General features: G+C 56.4%; 31 protein-coding genes, 1 tRNA gene and 2 pseudogenes. 26 read left to right on the top strand and 8 right to left on the bottom strand.

What is annotated here, in order from left to right:
- Positions 1–51: 51 nt before the first annotated feature.
- The 3 genes from Q6A51_RS14950 to map all read left to right on the top strand — a co-directional run bounded on the left by Q6A51_RS14950 (position 52) and on the right by map (position 1,341).
- Positions 52–246 carry a hypothetical protein gene (locus Q6A51_RS14950; RefSeq protein ID WP_304575127.1) on the top strand — a complete coding sequence of 65 codons (195 nt, stop codon included), beginning with the start codon at positions 52–54 and terminating at the stop codon, positions 244–246.
- 64 nt (positions 247–310) lie between these two features.
- Positions 311–553 (top strand): ParD-like family protein, encoded by a 243-nt coding sequence (locus tag Q6A51_RS14945; RefSeq protein WP_201006920.1) that lies wholly within the window; start codon positions 311–313, stop codon positions 551–553.
- Complete coding sequence (gene map / locus Q6A51_RS14940; protein ID WP_201006922.1) at positions 550–1,341, top strand: type I methionyl aminopeptidase; 792 nt, start codon at positions 550–552, stop codon at positions 1,339–1,341. The genes Q6A51_RS14945 and map overlap by 4 nt, the downstream gene beginning before the upstream one ends.
- 38 nt (positions 1,342–1,379) lie before the next feature.
- On the opposite strand, the gene Q6A51_RS14935 is transcribed toward map, so the two are convergent.
- The 3 genes from Q6A51_RS14935 to Q6A51_RS14925 all read right to left on the bottom strand — a co-directional run bounded on the left by Q6A51_RS14935 (position 1,380) and on the right by Q6A51_RS14925 (position 2,943).
- Entirely contained in the window at positions 1,380–1,628 is a 249-nt protein-coding gene (locus tag Q6A51_RS14935; protein ID WP_304575126.1) for a DUF6555 family protein, read from the bottom strand.
- Between the two features lie 354 nt (positions 1,629–1,982).
- On the bottom strand, positions 1,983–2,684 hold the full coding sequence (locus tag Q6A51_RS14930) for an endonuclease (RefSeq protein WP_201006926.1): 702 nt from the start codon (positions 2,682–2,684) through the stop codon (positions 1,983–1,985).
- A gap of 4 nt (positions 2,685–2,688) precedes the next feature.
- Positions 2,689–2,943 (bottom strand): DUF1654 domain-containing protein, encoded by a 255-nt coding sequence (locus tag Q6A51_RS14925; RefSeq protein WP_201006928.1) that lies wholly within the window; start codon positions 2,941–2,943, stop codon positions 2,689–2,691.
- A 305-nt stretch (positions 2,944–3,248) separates the two neighbouring features.
- Here Q6A51_RS14925 and Q6A51_RS14920 point away from each other — a divergent pair, with 305 nt between their 5' ends.
- Genes Q6A51_RS14920 through Q6A51_RS14890 form a run of 7 tightly spaced genes read left to right on the top strand, consistent with a single transcriptional unit; the run spans position 3,249 to position 10,213 of the window.
- Positions 3,249–4,205: a sugar ABC transporter substrate-binding protein gene (locus Q6A51_RS14920; RefSeq protein ID WP_201019084.1), complete on the top strand. Its 957-nt coding sequence runs from the start codon at positions 3,249–3,251 to the stop codon at positions 4,203–4,205.
- Positions 4,206–4,258: 53 nt separating this feature from the next.
- On the top strand, positions 4,259–5,812 hold the full coding sequence (locus Q6A51_RS14915; RefSeq protein ID WP_201019085.1) for a sugar ABC transporter ATP-binding protein: 1,554 nt from the start codon (positions 4,259–4,261) through the stop codon (positions 5,810–5,812).
- Positions 5,809–6,792 carry an ABC transporter permease gene (locus Q6A51_RS14910; protein ID WP_201019086.1) on the top strand — a complete coding sequence of 328 codons (984 nt, stop codon included), beginning with the start codon at positions 5,809–5,811 and terminating at the stop codon, positions 6,790–6,792. The genes Q6A51_RS14915 and Q6A51_RS14910 overlap by 4 nt, the downstream gene beginning before the upstream one ends.
- Position 6,793: 1 nt before the next feature.
- Complete coding sequence (locus tag Q6A51_RS14905) at positions 6,794–7,816, top strand: LacI family DNA-binding transcriptional regulator (protein WP_304575125.1); 1,023 nt, start codon at positions 6,794–6,796, stop codon at positions 7,814–7,816.
- A gap of 24 nt (positions 7,817–7,840) precedes the next feature.
- Complete coding sequence (gene rbsK / locus Q6A51_RS14900; protein WP_201019088.1) at positions 7,841–8,761, top strand: ribokinase; 921 nt, start codon at positions 7,841–7,843, stop codon at positions 8,759–8,761.
- Positions 8,758–9,162: a D-ribose pyranase gene (rbsD, locus tag Q6A51_RS14895; protein WP_201006935.1), complete on the top strand. Its 405-nt coding sequence runs from the start codon at positions 8,758–8,760 to the stop codon at positions 9,160–9,162. Before rbsK ends, rbsD begins: the two co-directional genes overlap by 4 nt.
- A gap of 25 nt (positions 9,163–9,187) precedes the next feature.
- Complete coding sequence (locus tag Q6A51_RS14890) at positions 9,188–10,213, top strand: nucleoside hydrolase (protein WP_201019089.1); 1,026 nt, start codon at positions 9,188–9,190, stop codon at positions 10,211–10,213.
- An 11-nt stretch (positions 10,214–10,224) separates the two neighbouring features.
- Here the strand turns inward: Q6A51_RS14890 and Q6A51_RS14885 are convergent, their stop codons facing one another.
- The gene (locus Q6A51_RS14885) at positions 10,225–10,419 is read right to left on the bottom strand and encodes a hypothetical protein (RefSeq protein ID WP_025260463.1); all 195 of its coding nucleotides are present in this window, start codon (positions 10,417–10,419) and stop codon (positions 10,225–10,227) included.
- Between the two features lie 283 nt (positions 10,420–10,702).
- Between Q6A51_RS14885 and Q6A51_RS14880 the strand changes: the two genes are divergently transcribed.
- Entirely contained in the window at positions 10,703–11,026 is a 324-nt protein-coding gene (locus Q6A51_RS14880) for an I78 family peptidase inhibitor (protein WP_201019090.1), read from the top strand.
- Positions 11,027–11,093: 67 nt separating this feature from the next.
- On the opposite strand, the gene Q6A51_RS14875 is transcribed toward Q6A51_RS14880, so the two are convergent.
- Both Q6A51_RS14875 and Q6A51_RS14870 read right to left on the bottom strand, forming a co-directional pair.
- Positions 11,094–11,306: a cold-shock protein gene (locus Q6A51_RS14875; RefSeq protein ID WP_024685433.1), complete on the bottom strand. Its 213-nt coding sequence runs from the start codon at positions 11,304–11,306 to the stop codon at positions 11,094–11,096.
- Between the two features lie 295 nt (positions 11,307–11,601).
- Positions 11,602–11,910 (bottom strand): hypothetical protein, encoded by a 309-nt coding sequence (locus Q6A51_RS14870; RefSeq protein ID WP_201006938.1) that lies wholly within the window; start codon positions 11,908–11,910, stop codon positions 11,602–11,604.
- 357 nt (positions 11,911–12,267) lie between these two features.
- On the opposite strand from Q6A51_RS14870, the gene thrS reads away from it, so the two are divergent.
- The 9 genes from thrS to Q6A51_RS14825 all read left to right on the top strand — a co-directional run bounded on the left by thrS (position 12,268) and on the right by Q6A51_RS14825 (position 19,723).
- Positions 12,268–14,190 carry a threonine--tRNA ligase gene (gene thrS / locus Q6A51_RS14865; protein WP_201006940.1) on the top strand — a complete coding sequence of 641 codons (1,923 nt, stop codon included), beginning with the start codon at positions 12,268–12,270 and terminating at the stop codon, positions 14,188–14,190.
- Entirely contained in the window at positions 14,190–14,741 is a 552-nt protein-coding gene (infC, locus tag Q6A51_RS14860) for a translation initiation factor IF-3 (protein WP_170929410.1), read from the top strand. Before thrS ends, infC begins: the two co-directional genes overlap by 1 nt.
- A gap of 60 nt (positions 14,742–14,801) precedes the next feature.
- Positions 14,802–14,996: a 50S ribosomal protein L35 gene (gene rpmI / locus Q6A51_RS14855; RefSeq protein ID WP_002553160.1), complete on the top strand. Its 195-nt coding sequence runs from the start codon at positions 14,802–14,804 to the stop codon at positions 14,994–14,996.
- A gap of 28 nt (positions 14,997–15,024) precedes the next feature.
- Complete coding sequence (gene rplT, locus Q6A51_RS14850) at positions 15,025–15,381, top strand: 50S ribosomal protein L20 (RefSeq protein ID WP_016963673.1); 357 nt, start codon at positions 15,025–15,027, stop codon at positions 15,379–15,381.
- A 103-nt stretch (positions 15,382–15,484) separates the two neighbouring features.
- Positions 15,485–16,501 (top strand): phenylalanine--tRNA ligase subunit alpha, encoded by a 1,017-nt coding sequence (gene pheS / locus Q6A51_RS14845; protein ID WP_024685429.1) that lies wholly within the window; start codon positions 15,485–15,487, stop codon positions 16,499–16,501.
- Positions 16,502–16,537: 36 nt separating this feature from the next.
- The gene (gene pheT / locus Q6A51_RS14840; protein WP_201006943.1) at positions 16,538–18,916 is read left to right on the top strand and encodes a phenylalanine--tRNA ligase subunit beta; all 2,379 of its coding nucleotides are present in this window, start codon (positions 16,538–16,540) and stop codon (positions 18,914–18,916) included.
- 3 nt (positions 18,917–18,919) lie between these two features.
- On the top strand, positions 18,920–19,222 hold the full coding sequence (gene ihfA, locus Q6A51_RS14835) for an integration host factor subunit alpha (RefSeq protein WP_002553164.1): 303 nt from the start codon (positions 18,920–18,922) through the stop codon (positions 19,220–19,222).
- Complete coding sequence (locus tag Q6A51_RS14830; protein ID WP_025260457.1) at positions 19,203–19,559, top strand: MerR family transcriptional regulator; 357 nt, start codon at positions 19,203–19,205, stop codon at positions 19,557–19,559. Before ihfA ends, Q6A51_RS14830 begins: the two co-directional genes overlap by 20 nt.
- A gap of 87 nt (positions 19,560–19,646) precedes the next feature.
- A tRNA-Pro gene (locus Q6A51_RS14825) sits at positions 19,647–19,723 on the top strand.
- 78 nt (positions 19,724–19,801) lie between these two features.
- Here Q6A51_RS14825 and Q6A51_RS14820 read toward each other — a convergent pair.
- A pseudogene (locus tag Q6A51_RS14820) lies at positions 19,802–20,092 on the bottom strand (tyrosine-type recombinase/integrase); the annotation flags it as partial.
- A gap of 96 nt (positions 20,093–20,188) precedes the next feature.
- Here Q6A51_RS14820 and Q6A51_RS14815 point away from each other — a divergent pair.
- On the top strand, positions 20,189–20,506 hold the full coding sequence (locus Q6A51_RS14815) for a hypothetical protein (protein WP_304575124.1): 318 nt from the start codon (positions 20,189–20,191) through the stop codon (positions 20,504–20,506).
- A 133-nt stretch (positions 20,507–20,639) separates the two neighbouring features.
- Here Q6A51_RS14815 and Q6A51_RS14810 read toward each other — a convergent pair whose 3' ends face one another.
- Positions 20,640–20,873: a hypothetical protein gene (locus tag Q6A51_RS14810; protein WP_304575123.1), complete on the bottom strand. Its 234-nt coding sequence runs from the start codon at positions 20,871–20,873 to the stop codon at positions 20,640–20,642.
- A gap of 66 nt (positions 20,874–20,939) precedes the next feature.
- Here Q6A51_RS14810 and Q6A51_RS14805 point away from each other — a divergent pair, with 66 nt between their 5' ends.
- From Q6A51_RS14805 to Q6A51_RS14790, 5 genes and pseudogenes are all read left to right on the top strand, one after another.
- On the top strand, positions 20,940–21,179 hold the full coding sequence (locus tag Q6A51_RS14805) for a hypothetical protein (RefSeq protein ID WP_304575122.1): 240 nt from the start codon (positions 20,940–20,942) through the stop codon (positions 21,177–21,179).
- 213 nt (positions 21,180–21,392) lie between these two features.
- Positions 21,393–21,653, top strand: a complete 261-nt coding sequence (locus tag Q6A51_RS14800) for a DUF1652 domain-containing protein (protein ID WP_201019138.1) — start codon at positions 21,393–21,395, stop codon at positions 21,651–21,653.
- Between the two features lie 223 nt (positions 21,654–21,876).
- A pseudogene (locus tag Q6A51_RS27535) lies at positions 21,877–22,653 on the top strand (PAS domain-containing protein); the annotation flags it as partial.
- Between the two features lie 30 nt (positions 22,654–22,683).
- Complete coding sequence (locus Q6A51_RS27530; protein WP_405046153.1) at positions 22,684–23,193, top strand: methyl-accepting chemotaxis protein; 510 nt, start codon at positions 22,684–22,686, stop codon at positions 23,191–23,193.
- 187 nt (positions 23,194–23,380) lie between these two features.
- Entirely contained in the window at positions 23,381–24,127 is a 747-nt protein-coding gene (locus Q6A51_RS14790; protein ID WP_304575121.1) for a GntR family transcriptional regulator, read from the top strand.
- The last annotated feature ends 146 nt before the right edge of the window (positions 24,128–24,273 follow it).

Below are 24,273 nucleotides of genomic sequence, written 5' to 3'. Positions count from 1 at the left end.
ATCGGTTACATGAATACTGTATATAACAACAGTATCCAGTAAGAGGTTGTCATGTCCCTGAATGCATTGCAAGGTTCTATCACTCACCCATCCTTTTGCGCTGTTCTGGTCAACGAGATGCAGCGCGAAGACTTCCTTGCCTTGGCAACTGCGTTGCGCCAGTTCAACTTCGATGAGCCACAAGGATCGATGCCTGTCACCGACGCTCACCATGGCGAGGAGCGTTGCGTAGCCGCTGTAGCCTGAAGCAGTCTCTTGCCTGTGGATATACGAAACATATATGCTTCGTATATTCCATATGAGGTGAGCCATGGGGCTGGTAAAGATTTCTGAACACATGCATGCCAATCTGCGCTCCGCCAGCGTGGCATTGAGTCGCTCAATCAACGCTCAGGCTGAGCACTGGATGCGGATTGGCATGCTTGCCGAACTCCATCCGACACTCAACTACAGCGAGATCTGTCAGATGCTGATTCGTGCCGAGGATGCAGGTGGCACCGTACTGACTACTCAGGCTTTCGGTACTTCTTCGGTTACCAAGGTGGCCTCATGAGTCGCGGTATTACGCTCAAGACCGAACAGGATCTGGTCCAGTTGCGCATTGCGGGCAGGCTGGCAGCCGATGTTCTGGCAATGATCGCACCCCATGTGAAAGCCGGTGTCAGCACCGAAGCCCTCGATGACATCTGTAACGAATACATCGTCAAAGAGCTGAAAGTCATTCCGGCGAACGTGGGTTATCACGGTTTCACCAAGACCACCTGCATTTCACCCAATGCCGTGGTCTGTCATGGCATTCCTTCGCCGACCGACATCCTCAAGGACGGCGATATCGTCAATATCGATGTGGCGGTGATCAAGGATGGCTGGTACGGCGACACCAGTCGCATGTATCTGGTCGGTGAAGTCAGCCCGCTGGCCAAACGGCTGGTGGAAACCACCTATGAAGCCACCCGCGCCGGTATCCATGCCGTGCGTCCGGGGGCCACGCTGGGTGATATCGGCCATGCCATCCAGACGGTTGCTCACCGTGAAGGCTTCAGCGTCGTGCGCGAGTATTGCGGGCATGGCATTGGCCGTACTTACCACGAAGAGCCACAGGTTCTGCACTACGGCACTGCTGGCAAAGGCCTCAAGCTCAAGCCTGGAATGGTGTTTACCATCGAGCCGATGATCAACGCCGGCAGGCCGGAGACCAAGGCGCTGGCGGACGGCTGGACAGTACTGACACGGGACCTGTCCTTGTCTGCTCAGTGGGAGCATATGGTTGCCGTGACTCAGACGGGGTTCGAGTTGCTGACACCCTGGCCTGAGGGCACGGGCGAATATGCCCCGATCTGACAGCCTTGATGAAGACCGGCCCTGATGGGCCGGTTTCATTATTCAGGTAGCTGGACGTTTGCAGAGCACTTCTTCCAATGCACCTGCGTCACGCCAAACCCCTGCGCCTGCAAAATTGCCAAGCGTATGGGGCCTGCGGATACATTGTCACTGACGGTTCCTACTCCGGCATGCAGCGTAGCCATATGCAGGGCGTCGCTTTGGCTGAGGAGCAGGGTCTGATGCAGAAAGTGGCGAGCTTCGCCCTTGAATTGATAGTGGATTTCAAATTCCGTTTGAATAGTCATTCATGCCTGCCTGTTGGGCGTAAGGGTTACGCCATCTGAAAATGAGTACATACGAGTACGGGTAGCTGGGCGTGCGTCATGCACGTGGCATTGCTACTTCATTTCGAGATCGATACAGGGCTGCAATTAATTCAGGCGGTTCTGATCGGACTGCGGTCTCTAGCGTCCTGCTCAAGGTGCTGCCCGCTTTTACAGCGTGCTCAGGCAGGTGCAGCCATTATTCAAACAGGACGCGAACAGGGAAATTACATCGTTTTGGATCCAACTGAACAGTTGTCCGACGAGTGGCGAAAGGCTTTATCCAGACGCATGAAGCGGGCGTCGGAAACTGTTCAAATGGGTGAATCCAGTTAGTCAGGAACAGGATTTGAGATTGACCGGCCCGACGAACTCGTTACCTCGGCCCATCACGCAGGCGACCCGCTGATTGCGCTGGCGTTCCCAGTCCTGAACCGGGTAAGTCTTGTTCCAGGCCTGATAAAGTTGTTGGTCCTGACGTGACAGCCGCAAGTTGTACTGCTTGCTCATGTAGAAATAAGTGCGCGCGATCATGCCGCGTATCGAAGGGCGCGGCATGACTTTTTTCGCCTTGAAATCCACTTGAGTCAGGCAGGAGCCGTATTGGCCTTTCTGCTCGGGCAACCAGCCAAAACTGAAGTTGCTGCGGTCGCCGTTTACCTCACCGATGCTTGGCACCAGGTTGTGCAGGTCGGCCTCGGCACGTTTGTAGACGTCGTCATTTTTTGAGCAGTTCTTTCGTCCGCCATCCTGCCAGCACTGGCGTTGATGGCCAATCTGCCAGGCGGGCACGATATGTTCCCATTCGATGCGTTTGGCACGGTTGGCGTTCTTGCGTGGTACGTAGCCGCATGCAGCAAGGTCAACCTGATTGCCGGTGTATTTGCAGCCGCAATAGAACTCGGTCGCTTGCGTCGCATACAGTCGCCAGGCGACTTTTTTCGCTTCGCTGAAGGTGCGGGGAGCATCGGCTTGTACGGCCAGTGGAGCAATGAGGAGCAGGGTGGTGCAGAGCAGGGCAGAAAATCTAACCATCATGCCGTCAGTCTTCCTTCGGCAATGTCCAGAAAATCTGTACGCCGCCGTCATCGCGCCAGGCGAGGGTGACGTTATCGTTCTCGGCTATTTCTTCCAGCAACTGAGCCCAGTCGTCTTCCGTCTCGTCAGGCAGGCGGAATATCAAAGCGGCTTTGGCTTTCTGGGCGGTAGGCGAGTTGATGATTTTTTGCACCCGTATGCCAAGGCGTTCATAAGAGCCGGGAAGGGAGGGGGTTGCTGCTGCGCTTTGTTTTGCCACGAAAAAGGTCCCTTGATTTTGCTGTACGGGCATACAGTATTTCACTGTCGGATCTTTCGCAACTTTTATGTAGAATCAAGCGCCTGGATTCAGGGGCATATCGCTGCTTATTGATTTACCCGTCTGGTTTCCGTCTTTTCGATGGCGTTTTCTCTTTGTCGGCGAGGGCAGTAGACGGCTTTCTGTTGATTGACAAAACCCGCAAGCTTTCTCATAGTTCTCACTCGCAAACGTTTGCGTGTCGAGCCCATGTTCGACCCTGCGTCGTTCGCCCGAAAAATAATCACAACATCGGAGATGAACTCATGAAGCTGCCATTCGCTGGACGTCTTCTCGCTGCCGCTATTTTCTCTGCCGTAACGGCAGTCACTCCCCTCTCGCTCGCCCATGCTCAGGATGCTGAAAAACCCAAGGTCGCTCTGGTCATGAAATCACTGGCCAACGAGTTCTTCCGGACCATGGAAGATGGTGCCAAGGCCTATCAGAAAGAGCATTCCAACGACTTCGACCTGATTTCCAACGGCATCAAGGATGAGTCCGACACAGCCAGTCAGATCCGTATCGTAGAGCAGATGATCGTCTCCAGAGTCGATGCACTGGTCATTGCACCTGCCGATTCCAAGGCGCTGGTGCCGGTGATCAAGAAGGCGATGGACGCCGGTATCCAGGTCGTCAACATTGATAACCAGCTGGATGCCACCGTGCTGAAAAGCAAAAACATCGAAGTGCCTTTTGTAGGCCCGGATAACCGCAAGGGCGCTCGTCTGGTTGGTGAGTACCTGGCCAAGGGGCTGAAGGCGGGTGATGAAGTCGGCATCATTGAAGGCGTGCCAACCACCACCAATGCCCAGCAACGTACCGCCGGTTTCAAGGACGCCATGGGTACTGCGCAATTGAAGGTTGTTTCCGTGCAGTCCGGTAACTGGGAAATCGACAAGGGCAACGCCGTTGCCTCGGCCATGCTCAATGAGTACCCGAACCTCAAGGCGCTGCTGGCGGGCAACGACAGTATGGCGCTGGGCGCGGTGTCGGCGGTTCGTGCCGCAGGCAAGGCGGGTAAGGTGGCGGTGGTCGGTTACGACAATATCAACGCCATCAAGCCGATGCTCAAGGATGGTCGAGTGCTGGCCACTGCTGACCAGTTCGCTGCCAAACAGGCGGTTTTCGGGATCGAGGCAGCCTTGAAGCTGGTCAAGAAGCAGCCGGTCGATAGCGTCAATGGCGTGATCGAAACCCCTGTCGAACTCGTCACCAAACCTTGATATCTGTCTGGTAATGGTGCCTGCCCGAACCGGGCAGGCACCGGGAGAAGCTTATGTCAGCACCTGTCCAGGATGCTGTTCTGTCCATCAGCGGAATCGGCAAGACCTACGCACAACCGGTTCTTGGTGATATCGAGCTGACGCTGATGCGCGGCGAAGTGCTGGCCTTGACCGGCGAAAACGGCGCAGGCAAAAGCACCTTGTCGAAGATCATTGGCGGGCTGGTTGTGCCTGATGCCGGTGTGATGCATTTTCAGGGGCAGCCTTATCAGCCAGCCAACCGTACGCAAGCTGAAAAGCTGGGCGTGCGCATGGTCATGCAGGAGTTGAATCTGCTGCCGACCCTGACGGTGGCCGAAAACCTGTTTCTGGATGACATGCCGCGCCGCATGGGCTGGATCGACCGCAAGCGCCTGCGTGAAAATGCCATCAAGGCCATGGCCCAGGTGGGCCTTGAGGCCATCGACCCTGACACCTTGGTCGGCGATCTAGGGATCGGTCATCAGCAGATGGTTGAAATCGCCCGTAACCTGACCGGCGATTGCCATGTGCTGATTCTCGACGAGCCTACCGCGATGCTGACATCGCGAGAGGTCGAAATGCTGTTCGAGCAGGTCAGCCGCTTGCAGGCGCGTGGCGTCTCGATCATTTACATCTCTCATCGCCTGGAAGAACTGGCCAGGGTTTCCCAGCGCATTGCCGTACTGCGTGATGGCAAGCTGGTCTGTGTCGAGCCGATTGCCCGTTATGACAGCGAGCAACTGGTTACGTTGATGGTCGGGCGCGAGCTTGGCGAACATATGGACATGGGTGCTCGACAGATTGGTGAGGTCGCGCTGTCGGTCAAGGGACTGGGACGCTCAGATAAGGTAAAGGACGTTTCGTTTCAGGTGCGCCGTGGCGAGATCTTCGGTATTTCCGGCCTGATCGGTGCGGGGCGAACCGAGCTTTTGCGTTTGATCTACGGCGCAGACAAGGCCGATAGCGGCAGCATCGAAGTGGGTCAGCCATTACGCGAGGCGATCATTCGCTCACCAGCCGATGCCGTAGAGCATGGCATTGCGCTGATCACCGAAGACCGCAAGGGCGAGGGCCTGCTGATGTCGCAGTCGATCAGTGCCAACGTCGCGCTGGGCAATATGCCGGCCATCTCTCGCGGCGGTGTGGTCAGTGCCCGCGATGAGCTGGCCTTGGCGCAGCGGCAGGTCGCGGCCATGCGTATCCGCAGCTCCAGCCCGGCACAACTGGTCTCGGAGCTTTCCGGCGGCAATCAGCAGAAGGTGGTGATCGGTCGCTGGCTGGAGCGTGACTGCCCGGTGATGCTGTTCGATGAGCCCACGCGGGGTATCGATGTGGGGGCCAAGTTCGATATCTACGCACTATTGGGCGAGCTGACCCGGCAGGGGCGGGCGCTGGTCGTGGTATCCAGTGACCTTCGGGAACTCATGCTGATTTGTGATCGCATCGGTGTGCTGTCGGCGGGTCGTCTGATCGATACCTTCGAGCGCGACAGCTGGACTCAGGATCAACTGCTCGCCGCTGCTTTTGCCGGCTATCAAAAACGTGATGCGTTGCTTAGCGAAGCAGCGCCCAGGAATGACTCATGAAAAACCCTGTTTCCCAGACGCAGCCTTCAGCTGCCCGGAACTATTTTGGCCTTGGCACTTACCTTGGGCTGGCAGGCGCCTTGCTGGCGATGATTGTGCTGTTCTCGTTATTGAGCGATCACTTCCTGTCGTATCAGACCTTCAGCACCCTGGCCAATCAGATTCCGGACCTGATGGTGCTGGCCGTGGGCATGACCCTGGTGCTGATCATCGGCGGCATTGATCTGTCGGTGGGTTCGGTTCTGGCATTGGCTGCTTCGGCGGTAAGTGTGGCGATTCTGGGCTGGGGCTGGAGCGTGTTTCCCGCCGCTTTACTGGGCATCGGCTGCGCGACTCTGGCAGGCACCATCACCGGCTCGATCACTGTCGCGTGGCGTATCCCGTCCTTTATCGTGTCGTTGGGCGTGCTGGAAATGGCACGAGGTGTGGCGTATCAGATGACGGATTCGCGCACGGCCTACATCGGTGACTCCTTTGCCTGGCTTTCCAATCCCATTGCCTTTGGGATTTCGCCCTCGTTCCTTATCGCGCTGCTGGTGATCTTCATTGCCCAGGCAGTGCTGACGCGCACGGTCTTCGGTCGTTACCTGATCGGTATCGGCACCAACGAAGAGGCTGTGCGTCTGGCAGGGATCAATCCCAAGCCTTACAAGATTCTGGTGTTTTCGCTGATGGGCCTGCTGGCCGGTGTGGCGGCCTTGTTCCAGATATCGCGCCTGGAAGCGGCTGATCCCAATGCCGGTGCGGGCATGGAGTTGCAGGTCATCGCGGCGGTGGTGATCGGCGGCACCAGCCTGATGGGCGGACGTGGTTCGATCATCAGCACCTTCTTTGGAGTGTTGATCATTTCCGTTCTGGCCGCAGGTCTGGCGCAGATCGGTGCGTCGGAGCCCACCAAACGCATCATCACCGGTGCCGTGATCGTGATTGCGGTGGTACTGGACACCTATCGTAGCCACCGGGCACGGCGGCAGGTCTGATATGGCAACCATCAAAGACGTCGCGGCGCTGGCAGGGATTTCCTACACCACGGTGTCCCATGTGCTGAACAAGACCCGACCCGTGAGCGAGCCGGTCCGGATCAAGGTCGAGGCGGCGATTGCGCAGCTCGATTATGTGCCCAGTGCGGTCGCCCGTTCGCTCAAGGCCAAGACTACATCCACCATCGGATTGTTGATCCCCAACGGCATCAACCCCTATTTCGCCGAACTGGCGCGAGGGATCGAGGACCACTGCGAGCGTAATGGCTTTTGTGTGATCCTTTGCAACTCCGACGACAATCCGGAAAAACAGCGCAATTACCTGCGCGTCCTGCTGGAGAAGCGTGTTGACGGTCTGATCGTCTCCTCGGTCGGTGGCGATGTGAGTATCGCGGGCGGTCTGGCTGAGGTCCGCACGCCCATGGTGATCGTCGACCGTGAGCTTGAGGGGATTGATGCCGATATGGTGCGCATCGATCACGAGCATGGTGCGTATCTGGCGACCCGCCACTTGCTCGACCTTGGGCACTGCGATATTGCCTGTATCGGCGGGCCGGCCGATACCGCGGTGGCCGAGATGCGTTTTGTCGGTTATCGGCGCGCCCTGCAGGAAGCGGGTATCGAGGTCGTGCCAGAGTGGGCAGTCCACAGTGACTTCACCAGTTCTGCCGGTCATGAGGCCGCGGTCAGTCTGTTGGGCCATCATCGGCCGACCGCCATTTTTGCCGGTAACGACGTGATTGCCATTGGTGTGCTGCGAGCGGCGGCCGAGCGCAATATCCGGGTGCCCCGTGACCTTTCGGTGATCGGTTTCGACGATATCCAGATGAGTCGCTATGTCTATCCCGCGTTGACCACTGTCGGGCAGTCGATCATGCAGTTGGGTGAGACGGCGGCTGAAATGCTGCTCTCCAGGATTGTCGAGCCCTCGACCGGGACGACCCGCAAGCGTCTTGTAACCCCCAGCGTTGTGGTTCGTGAATCCACTGCGCCGCCGAACAATGCTTTCAATGAATTGCGCTGAAACACAGTGCCGAGCGAATGAGCCATGCAAGCAAAAATAGTGATAGTAGGCAGCCTGAACATGGACCTGGTGATTCGCGCCCAGCGCTTGCCGCGGCCCGGTGAAACGCTTTCGGGAAACACCTTCATGACGGTGCCCGGCGGCAAGGGGGCCAATCAGGCTGTGGCGGCTGCGCGTCTGGGTGGCAGCGTGGCGATGATCGGTTGTGTGGGCGAAGATGCCTATGGCGAGCAGTTGCGTGAGGCGTTGCTTGCTGAGGGCATCGATTGCCGGGCGGTCACTTCGGTGGCCGGGGTGTCCACCGGCATTGCGTCGATTGTGGTGGATGACAACAGTCAAAACGCGATCATTGTCGTCGCCGGAGGCAATGCTCAACTGACGCCGTCTCTGATCGGGGTGTTCGATACGCTGCTGGTTGCTGCCGACGTTGTCATCTGCCAGCTCGAAGTGCCACTGGAAACGGTCCGTCACACCTTGTCCCGAGCCCGTGAGCTGGGCAAGACCGTCATTCTCAACCCGGCACCGGCTGCCGACCCCTTGCCGCAGGAGTGGTATGGGTTGATTGATTATCTGATCCCCAATGAAAGCGAGGCGCAGGCTCTTACGGGAGTCGTGGTGGACTCGCCCGCTGCGGCGCAACAGGCGGCGACAGCGCTGCTGGCTGCCGGGGCGCGGAATGTCATCATCACGCTGGGAGAGCAGGGCAGCCTGCTGGCCAATGCCCAGGGTTTTGAACATGTGCCTGCGCTGAGAGTGAAGGCGGTTGATACGACAGCGGCAGGTGATACCTTTGTCGGTGGTTTCGCTTCGGCTCTTTCGCAAGGCAAGAGTGAGACCGAAGCGATCCGCTTTGCTCAGGTTGCGGCGGCACTGTCTGTCACCCGTGCCGGTGCGCAACCTTCGATACCGACGTTCGATGAAGTGCAGGAATTCAAAGCCTCATGAAAAAGACACCTCTTCTCAATATTGCCTTGTCCCGCGTGATTGCCTCACTGGGGCACGGCGATATCCTCATGATTGTCGATGCTGGCATGCCCGTGCCTGCGGGTGTCGAACTGATCGATCTGGCGTTGACCCATGGTGTGCCGGATTTCGCCAGTGTGCTGGATGTCGTGCTGACGGAAATGCAGGTCGAAAGCCACGTGCTGGCCAGCGAGATGGTGAACGTACAGCCACCGGGGCTGCGGGTGATCGAAGCCTTGGCGCTTGATGAGCAGTTGGGCCAGCAGCGCTGGGTGAGTCATGAAGAATTGAAAGTCTTGAGCCGTAGCGCCAAGGCTATCGTGCGTAGCGGGGAATGCCAGCCGTATAGCAATGTTGCCTTGGTGGCTGGTGTGGTTTTTTAAGGACGACTTGAACAGGGAGTAAACCATGCAATTATTTAAACTTTCCAGACAACTACTGTGGAGCCTATCGCTTTTGTCCATTCTCGGTATGAGTGCCGCTCAGGCGGCTGAAAAGCGCAACCTGATCATCGATACCGATCCGGGGGCCGACGATGTGGTCGCACTGCTGCTGGCGCTGGCCTCTCCGGAAGAACTGAACGTACTGGCGATTACCACGGTTGCCGGCAATGTGCGTCTGGACAAGACTTCGCGCAATGCCAGGCTTGCCCGTGAGTGGGCAGGGCGTGAAGAGGTGCCAGTCTATGCCGGTGCTCCAAAGCCTCTGGTACGTACGCCGATCTATGCCGAAAACGTGCATGGTCAGGAAGGTCTGCCGGGTGTGCCGATCCATGAGCCGGCAAAAGGCCTGGCCGAAGGTAATGCAGTCAATTACCTGATCGATACCCTGAAAAAAGCCGAGCCGCACAGCATCACCATCGCGATGCTTGGCCCGCAGACCAATCTGGCGCTGGCACTGGTACAGGCTCCCGAAATCACTCAGGGGATCAAGGAAGTCGTGGTCATGGGTGGTGCGCACTTCAATGGCGGCAATATCACGCCGACTGCCGAATTCAACCTGTTCGCCGATCCCCATGCCGCGCAGATCGTACTGGCCAGTGGCGTCAAGCTGACCTACGTGCCACTGGACGTGACCCACAAGATTCTGACCAGCGAGCAGCGTCTCCAGAAGATCGCCGCATTGGGTAATCAGGCGGGCAAGCTGGTTGGCGGAATTCTCGATGAATACGTCAAGCTGGATATGGAACATTACGGACTGCCTGGCGGGCCTGTCCATGATGCCAGCGTGATTGCCTGGTTGCTCCAGCCTGAGCTGTTTTCAGGTCGGCAGATCAACCTTGCCATCGATAGTCGTGACGGCATCGGTTTTGGTCAGACCGTCGCAGACTGGTACGGCACGCTGAAGCAGCCGCAGAATGTGTTCTGGGTCGAGAATGGTGACGCTCAGGGCTTTTTCGACCTGTTGACCAGCCGGCTGGCGCGCTTGAAATGAGTCGTCGCGTGTCAGGCGGGCAGTTCGGCTGGCGAGTATCTGCTTAGCACCTGACTGAGAAAGGTTCGGGCACCCTCGGTGCCCAGTTCCTTGACCAGCAGGTCGACGGCAATGATCGTAAGCTCTTCGGCAGTGCCGGGGCTGTGCGAGCAATGTCCCTGAGGCCATTTGGCCTTGATGTCCGCATCGATGGATATGATTGTCATGTCTGTCTCGTCTTGTGTGAAAGCAACGCATCGTCCTGAGCGTTGCCCAATGCCTGAGCGTCGCCTGTAGTAGATCATTACAGGTCCATGGTGACACTTCTACTTAGGCATCATCCCGGTTTATTAATAGCCTATGCGAATAAACGTTTTGTGACGATTTTTGGTTGCGCATGCACTGCCCCTCTGGGGCAGACTTTTGCAGCGTGTGAGCTTGTGCCTGCAACCAATGCGCCCGGGTGCGGTCGCACAAGGTCTGATCATGTTCATTGGAAGAGGAGGGTGTATGCCCCGGAAATTTGCAGCATCAGGTTTTTTCGTTTTAACGGCGTTGTTGGCAGGGTGCAGTGCCACATCAGGGTCAGCCCCCGAAACCGCTCAGGCTCCAGCGTCTCATGCCGGACATGGTCGCTGCGATGCTGCGCAGGCTCAGTCCGTGCTGGGGCAGCAGGCGTCAGCCGCATTGCTGGCTCAGGTGCGCACTCAGTCCGGGTCGAATGAAGCGCGTGTTCTCAGCCCTAACGATATGGTCACGCTGGAGTATCGATCCGATCGCGTGAATATCAACACAGATGCCAGCGGTAAGGTGACTCGCGTCAACTGCGGTTGATGACTGCATTTTCCCTTTTCGATAAAAAAACCCGTCGATGAGACGGGTTTTTTTCAAGTCAGGTGGATCAGACCACAGTGACTTCTTCTGCTTGCATGCCTTTCTGGCCTTTAGCAGCAACGAAAGAAACGGTCTGGCCTTCTTTCAGGCTTTTGAAACCGTCGCTCTGGATTGCTTTGAAGTGGACGAACAGATCGTCACCGCCACCTTGTGGAGTGATAAAGCCGAAGCCTTTTTCATCGTTGAACCATTTTACGGTGCCGGTTTGGCGATTAGACATGGTGTATCTCCAAGAACATAATTTTTCAGTAGAACGTGCTGCTCAGGCCAACTGGGCACACCGAGCCATAATAGTCGAAATGTAAGAAAAGAGAGTCATTTAGGTAGGAACTTTGAATCAAAGTCGAGAAGATGCAGGGCGTCATATTACCGTTGTGTGAATTCGGTGTGACAGTTTGCGAAGATCGAGGGTCGATTCTGTTACGCCGAAAGCCACGTTTTACGCGGCTTTCGGGCATATTTTCCGGGAGCTTCAACAGCCATTGCTGGTGAGTTGCTTCAGGTGTCGCGGGAAATTATTTTTTTGCCGCGCTGCAGTTTTCGGCGACCAGTTTTTGCAGTTTCGAGGCCAGGGCCGGGTTTTGAGCGGCGTCGGTGCTGAGGCTGGCGATTTCCTTGTCCGAGAAATGGCTGTCGACCTGCTTGGCGCCGCAATCGCAATGGGCCTTGGCTGTCTTGTCGTCCAGCTTGTGCTGTTTCGCGGCGTTGACACATTCTTGAGTGAAGGCTGAGCGAGTCGCGCTGTCCATCGCCGCTTGAGCGGTCAGCGGCCCGGCCAGGGCGGCACAGGCAAGCAGGGCAGGCATAAGGTGTAAGCGCTTCATGGTGTTCTCCTTTACTGGAAGAGTCATACAGGAACTCGACTTATTCAGACGGTCTTGAAGGGCTCCAGTTCAGGCAATATGCAAAAACGCTCTATTTCCATACTCATCGGGCAGGTTGTGCGTGTGAATCGATGCAGCTGTGCTAGGATGCGCGTCCTGTAGATTTCCGGCCCCGTGACTGAATGGTTATCGGTGTGGCACATACAGGTTTTTTCGCACAATCCAGTCATCTGGTTCGGTTCAAGGTTGGCCTGAAGGCTCCTGCCACTGTGAGGCAGGCATACCACCGAATCACGTACTGGCTCATCCCAACCCACGTGACCTTTGGTAGGGGTCACCACTAGGAGAGGAGGCGCCATGCCCACTATTACTCTTCCCGACGGCAGTCAACGTTCCTTCGATCATCCGGTTTCCGTAGCCGATGTCGCGCTTTCCATTGGTGCAGGTCTGGCCAAGGCCACCGTAGCCGGTAAAGTCGACGGCAAGCTGGTCGATGCCAGCGATCTCATCGAAGGCGATGCCAGCCTGCAGATCATCACCCCCAAGGATCAGGAAGGACTGGAAATCATCCGTCACTCCTGCGCTCACCTGGTAGGCCATGCCGTCAAGCAGTTGTATCCGACGGCGAAGATGGTTATCGGTCCGGTGATCGATGATGGCTTCTATTACGATATTGCCTACGAGCGCCCGTTTACGCCAGATGACATGGCGGCCATTGAACAGCGCATGCAGCAACTGATCGAAAAGGACTACGACGTCATCAAGAAGGTGACGCCGCGCGCGCAAGTGATCGAAGTGTTCACTGCCCGCAACGAAGACTACAAGCTGCGCCTGGTCGAGGACATGCCCGATCAGCAGACCATGGGCTTGTACTACCACGAAGAATACGTCGACATGTGCCGCGGTCCGCACGTGCCGAACACCCGTTTCCTCAAGTCTTTCAAGCTGACCAAGCTGTCCGGTGCCTACTGGCGCGGCGATGCCAAGAACGAGCAGTTGCAGCGCGTCTACGGCACGGCCTGGGCGGACAAGAAACAACTGGCTGCTTATATCCAGCGCATCGAAGAAGCCGAAAAGCGTGACCATCGCAAGATCGGCAAGCGCCTCGGGTTGTTCCATACCCAGGAAGAAGCGCCGGGCATGGTGTTCTGGCATCCGCAGGGCTGGACCCTGTATCAGGTGCTTGAGCAGTACATGCGCAAAGTGCAGCGCGAGAACGGCTATCTGGAGATCAAGACTCCACAGGTGGTTGATCGCTCGCTCTGGGAGAAATCCGGGCACTGGGCCAACTACGCCGACAACATGTTCACCACTGAGTCCGAGAGCCGCGACTACGCGATCAAACCGATGAACTGCCCATGCCACGTGCAGGTGTTCAATCAGGGCCTGAAGAGCTACCGCGAGTTGCCATTGCGTCTGGCCGAGTTCGGTGCCTGCCACCGTAACGAGCCGTCGGGTGCGCTGCATGGCATCATGCGCGTGCGTGGCTTCACTCAGGACGATGCACACATTTTCTGCACTGAAGAGCAGATGCAGTCCGAGTCGGCCGCTTTCATCAAGCTGACCCTGGATGTGTATGCCGATTTCGGCTTCAAGGACATCGAGCTCAAGCTGTCGACCCGTCCTGAAAAGCGTGTCGGTTCCGACGAATTGTGGGATCGCGCCGAATCGGCACTGGCTTCTGCGCTGGACAGCGCTGGCCTGCCATACGATCTGCAGCCGGGCGAGGGCGCATTCTATGGTCCGAAAATCGAGTTTTCCCTGAAGGATTGCCTCGGTCGCGTCTGGCAGTGTGGTACCCTGCAGCTCGATTTCAACCTGCCTATCCGTCTGAGCGCCGAGTACGTCTCGGAAGACAACGGTCGCAAGCATCCGGTCATGTTGCACCGTGCCATCCTCGGGTCCTTCGAGCGTTTCATCGGTATTCTGATCGAACATTACGAAGGTGCATTCCCGGCCTGGCTTGCTCCGACGCAGGCAGTGATCATGAATATCACTGATAAACAGGCAGATTTTGCTCTCGAAGTCGAAAAAACTCTGGCTCAAAGCGGATTTCGTGCCAAGTCTGACTTGAGAAATGAAAAGATCGGCTTTAAAATCCGCGAGCATACTTTGCTCAAGGTCCCTTATCTCCTCGTAATCGGAGATCGGGAAGTTGAAACGCAAACTGTCGCTGTGCGTACACGCGAAGGCGCTGACCTCGGTTCAATGCCGGTCGCCCAATTCGCTGAATTCCTCGCACAAGCGGTTTCCCGGCGTGGTCGCCAAGATTCGGAGTAATTATTATTAAGCGTGAAATGAGACAAGATAAACGAGCTGCACCCAAGGCCCCGATCAATGAGAATATCTCGGCCCGCGAGGTTCGGTTAATTGGCGCTGACGGCGAGCAGATTGGCATCGTCTCGATTGATGAAGCGCTTCGTATAGCCGAAGAGGCGAAGCTGGATCTGGTAGAGATTTCTGCCGACGCAGTACCTCCGGTCTGCCGTGTCATGGACTACGGCAAATCGATCTTCGAGAAGAAGAAGCAGATTGCTGCGGCGAAGAAAAACCAGAAGCAGATCCAGGTTAAAGAAATCAAGTTTCGTCCAGGGACGGAGGAAGGGGATTACCAGGTAAAACTACGCAACCTGGTACGTTTCCTGAGTGACGGGGACAGGGCCAAGGTATCGTTGAGATTCCGCGGTCGTGAGATGGCCCACCAGGAGCTGGGTATGGAATTGTTGAAGCGGGTTGAAGCTGACCTGCTCGAATACGGTTCCGTCGAACAGCATCCTAAGATGGAAGGACGCCAGCTGATCATGGTCATCGCCCCGAAAAAGAAGAAATAACCACCAGGGCACGGCAGGCCTTGCGGTTATGTTTATCAACTGAATGCGGAGTATCCGAACATGCCAAAGATGAAGACTAAAAGTGGTGCAGCTAAGCGGTTTTTGAAAACTGCTAACGGCATCAAGCACAAACACGCTTTCAAGAGCCACATCCTGACCAAAATGTCGACCAAGCGTAAGCGTCAACTGCGCGGTAGCAGCTTGCTGCATCCGTCTGACGTGGCAAAAGTCGAGCGCATGCTGCGCCTTCGTTAATTTTGATCAAGAATAGAGGAAGTAACTCATGGCTCGTGTAAAGCGTGGCGTCATTGCCCGTAAGCGTCACAAAAAAATTCTGAAACTTGCTAAAGGCTACTACGGCGCGCGTTCGCGCGTATTCCGTGTTGCCAAGCAAGCGGTAATCAAGGCAGGCCAATACGCCTACCGTGACCGTCGTCAGAAAAAACGTCAGTTCCGCGCTCTGTGGATCGCTCGTATCAACGCTGGTGCTCGTACCAACGGTCTGTCTTACAGCCGTTTGATCGCCGGTCTGAAAAAGGCGTCCATCGAGATCGACCGTAAGGTTCTGGCTGATCTGGCAGTGAACGAAAAAGCGGCGTTTGCTGCGATTGTCGAGAAAGCTAAAGCCACTTTGGCCTAAGTCCCCGACAATCACCGGTTCCGGGTTCCGGAATCGGTTTTGAACGTCATAAATAGGGGAAGAGCCTTTGGCTCTTCCCCTATTTCGTATCTGGAGTCTGTACATGGAAAACCTGGACGCGCTGGTCTCGCAAGCTCTTGAGGCTGTGCAAAGCGCCGAAGATATCAATGCCCTGGAGCAAATCCGGGTTCACTACCTCGGCAAGAAAGGCGAGTTGACTCAGGTGATGAAGACCCTGGGGAACCTGCCTGCTGAAGAGCGTCCGCAAGTCGGCGCGCTGATCAACGTTGCCAAGGAGCGTGTCACAGAGGTTCTCAATGCCCGCAAGGCGTCGTTTGAGCAGGCAGAACTGACTGCCAGGCTCGCGGCCGAGTGCATTGACGTGACCTTGCCGGGACGCGGTCAGACCTCTGGTGGTCTGCACCCGATCACCCGAACTCTGGAACGTATCGAACAATTCTTCACCCACATCGGTTACGGCATTGCCGAAGGCCCTGAGGTCGAAGACGATTACCATAACTTCGAGGCGCTCAACATCCCTGGCCACCACCCGGCGCGGGCGATGCATGACACCTTCTATTTCAATGCGAACATGCTGCTTCGTACCCACACCTCGCCGGTGCAGGTGCGGACCATGGAGTCGCAACAGCCGCCGATCCGTATCGTATGTCCGGGTCGTGTATACCGCTGTGACTCGGATATCACCCACTCGCCGATGTTCCACCAGATCGAAGGCCTGCTGGTCGACCGCGACATCAATTTCGCGGACCTCAAGGGCACCATCGAAGAGTTCCTGCGAGTGTTCTTCGAGAAGGAGCTGGCCGTGCGTTTCCGGCCTTCGTTCTTCCCGTTCACCGAGCCTTCCGCTGAAGTCGACATGGAATGCGTGATGTGCAGCGGCAAGGGCTGCCGCGTCTGCAAGCAGACCGGCTGGCTGGAAGTCATGGGTTGCGGAATGGTCCACCCGAACGTGCTGCGCATGTCCGGCATCGACCCTGAAGAGTTCCAGGGCTTTGCTTTCGGCATGGGTGTCGAGCGTCTGGCAATGCTGCGTTACGGCGTCAATGATTTGCGCCTGTTCTTCGACAACGACCTGCGGTTCCTGGCGCAATTTCGCTAGAACGCATGCCCGTAACGAATCTATTAGGAGAGCAGGATGAAATTCAGTGAACAATGGTTGCGTGGCTGGGTAAGCCCGCAAGTTTCCCGTGACGAGCTGGTTGCTCGTCTGTCGATGGCCGGTCTTGAGGTTGACAGCGTCACGCTGGCCGCTGGCATCTTCACGGGTGTAGTCGTAGGCGAAGTCCTGAGCACCGAGCAACACCCTGATGCTGACAAGCTGCGCGTTTGTCAGGTCAGCAACGGTACCGAGACTCTGCAGGTTGTATGTGGCGCGCCAAACGTACGTCCGGGTCTGAAGATTCCTTTCGCAATGATCGGCGCCGAGCTTCCGGGCGACTTCAAGATCAAGAAAGCCAAGCTGCGTGGCGTCGAGTCCAATGGCATGCTGTGCTCCGCTGCCGAGCTGCAACTGGGCGAGGGCAACGATGGCCTGATGGAGCTGGCTGCCGATGCACCTGTTGGTCAGGACATTCGTGTTTACCTGGAGCTGGACGATGCCAGCATCGAAGTCGACCTGACGCCGAACCGTGGCGATTGCCTGTCGGTTGCCGGTCTGGCTCGTGAAGTCGGCGCGCTTTATGCCGCCGAGGTCACTCGTCCGCAAGTAGCGCCTGTTGCTGCCGTGCATGACGAAGTCCGTCCTGTCGAATTGCTGGCACCTGCTGCCTGCCCACGCTACCTGGGTCGAGTGATCCGTAACGTCGATCTGTCGCGTCCTACACCGCTGTGGATGGTGGAGCGCCTGCGTCGTTCGGACGTGCGCAGCATCGATGCTGCCGTGGATATCACCAACTACGTCATGCTGGAGCTGGGTCAGCCGCTGCATGCATTCGATCTGGCCGAAATCAATGGCGGGATTCGTGTGCGCATGGCCGAGGAGGGCGAGAAGCTTGTCCTGCTCGATGGTCAGGAAGTCAGCCTGCGTGCCGACACCCTGGTCATTGCCGACCACCAGCGCGCTCTGGCTATCGCTGGCATCATGGGCGGCGAGCACAGTGGCGTGACCACCAAGACCCGGGATATTTTCCTGGAAAGCGCTTTCTTCGACACCATCTCGGTGGCTGGCAAGGCCCGTTCCTACGGCCTGCACACCGATGCCTCGCACCGTTACGAGCGTGGCGTGGACTGGCAGCTTGCCCGTGAAGCCATGGAGCGTGCCACTGGCCTGCTGCTGGAAATCACTGGTGGCGAAGCCGGCCCGATCATTGAAGCGGTCAGCGAACAGCACCTGCCTTCGATTGCTTCGGTTACCCTGCGTGCAAGCCGCGTCGAGCAAATGCTCGGTCTGGTCATTGAAAACGCCGAAATCGAACGCCTTCTGACGGCTCTGGGCTTGAAGCTGAGCAACGAGGCTGCTGGCCAGTGGCGCGTTGAAGTACCAAGTCATCGCTTCGACATCAGTCTGGAAGTCGACCTGATCGAAGAGCTGGCGCGTCTGTACGGTTACAACCACCTGCCGGTTCGCTACCCGCAAGCCCGTCTGGCACCTCAGGCCAAGGCCGAAGCGCGTGGCGATCTGCCAGAGTTGCGTCGCCTGCTGGTTGCTCGCGGTTATCAGGAAGCCATCACTTACAGCTTCATCGATCCGAAGGCTTTCGAGCTGTTCAATCCGGGCGTCGAACCGCTGCTGCTGGCCAACCCGATCTCCAACGACATGGCTGCCATGCGTTCTTCCCTGTGGCCGGGCCTGGTCAAGGCTCTGCAACATAACCTCAACCGTCAGCAGGACCGGGTTCGCATGTTCGAAAGCGGGCTGCGTTTCGTCGGCCAGCTTGATGGTCTCAAGCAAGAGCCGATGCTGGCCGGTGTGGTCTGCGGCAGCCGTCTGCCTGAAGGCTGGGCACAAGGCCGTGATGCCGTCGACTTCTTCGACGTGAAAGCGGACGTGGAAGCAGTGCTTGGTTTTGCCGGCGCATTGGGTGAGTTCACCTTCTCTGCGGGTCAGCACCCAGCCTTGCATCCTGGCCAGACCGCTCGCATCGAGCGCGATGGTCGTGAAGTCGGTTTCCTGGGCGCCATTCATCCGGAACTGGCAAAAACGCTGGGTCTTGATCGCCCGGTGTTCGTGTTCGAGCTGGTTCTGGGCGAAGTTTCCACAGGCCGTCTGCCGAAATTCCACGAGCTTTCCCGCTTCCCGGAAGTGCGTCGCGACCTGGCTCTGCTGGCTGATCGGGATGTCAATGCAAGTGCAGTTCTTGACGTTATTCGTGAAAATGCAGGCGAATGGCTCACGGACCTCAGGCTATTTGACGTTTATCAGGGTAAAGGCATTGATCCGCATAGAAAAAGCCTTGCAGTTGGCTTGACCTGGCAGCATCCATCGCGCACTCTTAATGACGATGAGGTAAACGCAACGACACTTGCTATCCTCAATTCACTTGAGGAACGGTTAAACGTCACGTTAAGGAAGTAGCGTATGGGGGCTCTGACGAAAGCTGAGATGGCCGAACGTCTGTACGAAGAGCTGGGCCTGAATAAACGAGAAGCCAAGGAATTGGTTGAGCTGTTCTTTGAGGAAATCAGGCACGCTCTGGAAGACAACGAACAGGTGAAATTGTCCGGATTCGGCAATTTCGACCTGCGAGACAAACGCCAGCGGCCTGGTAGAAATCCAAAGACCGGCGAGGAGATTCCGATCACTGCTCGCCGTGTGGTCACCTTTCGTCCAGGGCAGAAGTTGAAGGCCCGAGTTGAGGCTTATGCTGGAACCAAGTCATAACGACGAGCTACCGCCTATCCCAGGCAAACGCTACTTCACCATTGGTGAAGTCAGCGAGCTCTGCGCGGTCAAACCGCACGTTCTGCGCTATTGGGAGCAGGAGTTTCCTCAACTCAACCCCGTCAAGCGACGCGGGAACCGTCGGTATTATCAGCGACTGGACGTGCTGATGATCCGTCAGATCCGCGCCTTGCTCTACGACCAGGGCTTCACCATTGGTGGAGCCCGGTTGCGTCTTTCCAGTGGCGAAGCGAAGGACGATACCCAGCCCAACAAGCAGATGATCCGGCAGATGATTGCCGAGCTGGAAGATGTACTGGTCATTCTCCGTGCATGATGAATGAGCAAGATACTTCCATAATTCAAAAGCTTAGGGTATATTCCTCACCGCTTTCGCAAGTTGCGAAACAGTTTCACGCCTAGTCGGGGCGTAGCGCAGTCCGGTAGCGCACTAGCATGGGGTGCTAGGGGTCGAGTGTTCGAATCACTCCGTCCCGACCATATTTTTCAATGAATTAGCCCAATCTGTGAAGGTTGGGCTTTTTCATGTGCGCGAGTTTTGCGTGACTTCTCTGTTTTTCACGCCTGCCTCCTTTTCAAAATCGTCAGCACAGGCCCGCGCGAGTCAGTTGCTGATACCATATTCGCAGCTTCTATCAAATGCCCGAGCTCCGCGCCCGAGTAATGACTGGTAATGCTGCCGTTTTTGTGGCCCAACAGGGCCTTGCGATCTTCCTCGGTCACGCCTGCTGCGCGTAGACGACCCAATGTATGCTTCAAGTCATGGATTCTGATCGAAAGATATTCAGGGTGGACTGGGCGAAGGTTTTCCTCCTGCCAGAGTTTCGCCGCTCTCACCCTTGCTTTCTTCACTCGGGATATTCATTGCGTCAAAAATGGATTGTCTAGGGCCGATTATCCGCACCGCAGTTCAGGCAGTTGTACTGGAAACGCTGTACATCGTAGATGAATCGACCGCAGCCTGAGCAATTGAATATTGCCATGCGCGGGCGCTCGGGCTTCGACTGTCCTGCAGATAAAATTGGCTCATGGCGTTCCTCCATGCATACGCCTACCTCCGTATCCGGTGGTGGCATGGTCAGTTGGGGTTCTGGTGTTAGAATCGATGACCACATCAAGGATGAAGCGAATGAAAAAACTGAGGACTTACATGAAGGCCGCGCAGAGCTATTGCGCCGCGCTATCGAACAAGAAAGTCTGCTGCGTTGGACTGACCCTGATCGCTATCCATTACGCTTTGGTTGTCTTTGTGCCCAGCTATGAGTCAGCAGCACTTTTCGTTGTCGGGGGAGTCATGATCACCCTGACAATGACCAGGCGACCGTCAAAGCTGTAGGTGGTGGCAAATTGGTTGTAGGTGGGCTTTACATGGGCATGGTGTTCAACTAGACGTGATCTAGCCTTCAACATCCCCTGGATTACGCCTCAACTCCTTGCGCGACTCGTTATCGAACGCTTCGCGCAACTTTTCGCTGATAACGATTTCGTGGCGCGGATATTTCAGGTGAGCCTTAAGCTCTTCATCCGACATCAAGTCCATTTTCATGATGTTGATCTGAAGTATTTCGCTTATCGGCATGTTTTCGGCCCGCTTCCCCCACATTGCCACCGCCTGTCTGCTGCTCTGCACTCCCGGCACTTCCTGCCTATCTCAACCTTGAGCGCAGACATCCTGCGCACAGAAAGGAGAGTCGCCATGGAAATCGAAAACAACGGACCTGAGAGCGCTTACCCAGGGCCGGCTGAGAAGACGACCGACACCGGCGAAGAGCATGACTCCGGCCTTGAGCAAACCCAGTCCGAGCCAAAGCAGAGTGGTGATCGCCCGGAAGACTGGAACCCGCCTCCGGGCAATCCTGGGTCTGGCGATGATGCTCAAGCGGATCAGGAAAACGACGACGAACCCAAGACTGACAGCCTCATCGATGCAGAGTAGAGGCTTTAGCTGCCTCATGTCAGAGCAGTCAATAAAGGCCCTTTCGATAAGTGAAATCGACTCGGCCTTATGCCAATAACTTCATGTTGTTGTGTGGTGTGTGCCGTGTCGACATATAAATTTACACATGCTCCGTCAGACAAAAACCACACCTGCAACCTTGGTCTAGACTGCAGTGTTAATCCGCTACACAGCGTCTACAGGGACGGTCAAATGCTTTCTCATCTTGAATTGCGTCACGTTATGGAAGTGGCCTTCAGGCCTACGATCTGCAAGTGCACCATCAGCCCGGACGGTTTAATGTCCATTGAACTGAGGAATCCGGAAACGCATGTTCCGGAGCTGACAATGACCGGGATTTCGACTGCCAAGCTCAGCGGTGGACGTGCAATTGCAGCTTTGGTGGGGGAAATCAAGGACGAGGCCAGACGCGCCAAGGCGGCCGAGAAGGAAGATATCAAGCGTCAAGGATAAGATGGGCAGGACAAAGCCCGTATCTGGCGGGCTTGGAGGCTTCATTCCAGGCCCGTTCATCTTCCTGCGGCAGGTCTGAAAACAAACCATTTGGAGCCCGTTTTGCTCCTCGCCCTCAAGGCCCGGTTCGCGTGCCTTGAATACTGCACTTTCTCATCCCCAACCCCCTAAAGATTCCCGCCCCGCACCCGATGAAGTAGGCAACTTTCCTCGGATACACGCGATGTTTAACTCCCGTTTGAAACAAGCCAATAAGGCGCTGGAACTTCGTCTCGCCATGCTGGAGCAGGCCAGTCAGGTTCTTGATCTAGAGACTGTAGCGGCCGTGCTGGATGGGCGAGGGAGCGTTCAATCCATCAATGCCTTGTTCAAGGCAGAGCTTGGCTACTCGTCGAGTGAGATTGTCGGGCGTCGTCTTGACTCACTGAGCCCCTCAGAGTTGAGTGGTGATGTTCACCAGAGACGAGCCCTTGATGCTATCCGGGAAGGTAAGCATTTCAGCGGGACACTGCGTCTGAACCACAAGCAAGGTACCAAGGTCTGGCTCAGAACGATTGTCGTGCCCCTCAAGAATGAAGCCGGCGGCATCGAGCAAATTACTCTTTATTCAAGCGTATTGACGCGCACGATCGAGGCGTCCCGGGAGAATGAAGCCCTGGTCAACGCGCTGCACCGCTCGACGGCGGTAATCGATTTTACGCTTGAGGGCATCGTGATCGGCGCGAATGAGAACTTTCTCAAGGCCATGGGTTATGAGCTTGCCCAGATCAAAGGCAAGCACCACAGCATCTTTTGCCTGCCTGAAGAGTCCGGTTCAGAAGCTTATAAAAACTTCTGGGAAAGGCTGCGCAGAGGCGAGTTCATCGTCAATCGCTTCCGTCGGGTCGATAAATACGGGCGGGATGTATGGCTTGAGGCTTCTTATAACCCCATCACCGATGCGAATGGCAAACTGTATAAAATTGCCAAATTCGCAACCGTCATCACTGAGCAGGTCGAGCGTGAAAAGGCGGTGTCCGAGGCATCGAACATGGCGTATCAAACCTCTGTCCAGACTGACAGCTCTGCCCAGCAGGGACGTGAAGTCATCAAGAGTACGGTTGAGGTTCTGGATCGTCTGACCCGGTCCATGCAAGAGGCGACTCAAGGCATTGAAGCGCTTGATTCCCAGAGCCAGGTTATCGGGACAATCGTCAAGACCATCAGCAGCATTGCCGAGCAGACGAACCTGCTCGCTCTCAACGCTGCCATCGAAGCTGCCCGCGCCGGTGAGCAGGGCAGAGGTTTTGCCGTAGTGGCCGATGAGGTGCGGCAACTGGCTTCTCGAACCACCAAGGCAACGGAAGATATTGTGAGTGTGGTCAAGGAAAACCAGAGCCTTGCTTCGGGGGCTGTTGGCGTGATTGAGCGCAGCACCGAGCAGGCCACTGAGGCGCTGACACTGGCCAATGATGCAGACCGTGTAATCCAGGAGATTCAGCAAGGTGCGAACTCTGTGGTGCGTGCAGTCAGCAGCTTCGTTAATCAGAACTCGAATTAAACGTTCGACCTGATGGGCTGACTGACAACTGGATTCGCGCATAGCCCAACTGTCAGTCGGCCAGGCCGCAAATGATGAAATCCCTTCCCCGGCTGAGTTAGTCTATCGGCCGCCGCAGTTACTGACAGCCTCAGTGAACGTTGCACTCAATCACTCCCGAGCGTTACCCCTTGCAAGCCGAAACCCTATGAACTCCGAGCCTCCTGTAAAGCTGACCAGCCAATCTCCCGTTCCGTTGTACGCACAGCTCAAGGAGCATATTCGTTCGCGGATTCTGGATGGCACCTATGCGCCAAGCAGCCGCATGGGTTCAGAAAGCGAGCTTGGGGCCGCGTTTGGCGTCAGTCGCATTACCGTGCGGCAAGCGTTGGGTGATCTGCAGAAAGAAGGGCTGATCTTCAAGATTCACGGCAAGGGTACCTTTGTTTCCAAACCCAAGGCGTTCCAGAACGTCAGTTCCTTGAAAGGACTGGCCGAAGCGCTGGCGGCTTCCGGGCATGAGGTCGCCAACCGCATGTGCGGTTTCGAGTATTTACCTGCCGATGCCATCGTTGCCCAGAGGCTGGGGCTCGAAGAAGGGCAGATCGTGGTCGAGATTCGCCGGGTGCGACTGGTCAACCGAGAGCCGGTATCGCTGGAAATCACTTATCTGCCCGAGGCTACAGGTCGACGTCTGGAATCGGCGGATCTGGCCACTCGCGATATCTTTCTGATTCTGGAAAACGACCTCGACATCGCCCTGGGGCATGCCGATCTGGCCATAGATGCCATCGAAGCCGATGCTCAGGTGGTCGCTGCGCTGGGAGTCAAACCCAGGTCACCGATCATGCGTATCGAGCGATTGACCCACATGGCCGATGGGCAGCCGCTGGACTTCGAATACCTGTATTACTGCGGCGACGCCTTCCAGTACCGCCTTCGTATCGACCGCTAGAGTCGAGTCTTGTCCGGCTGCCTGCGTCCTGCAGGCAGCAGAATATCCTTAGTCCGAAAAAGTATTTCTGGCCTTGCCCTCATAGCCAATATCATCCTCGTATATCTTGTTATAACAAGTTATGAGCGCGCAGAGCGGCCGTGATG

The sequence above is a fragment of the Pseudomonas serbiensis genome (assembly GCF_030580745.1).
In the GTDB taxonomy this organism is placed as follows: Bacteria; Pseudomonadota; Gammaproteobacteria; order Pseudomonadales; family Pseudomonadaceae; genus Aquipseudomonas; species Aquipseudomonas serbiensis.
Note: the sequence above shows the minus strand (reverse complement) of the source record. Positions and strands in the feature narration are given on the sequence as shown.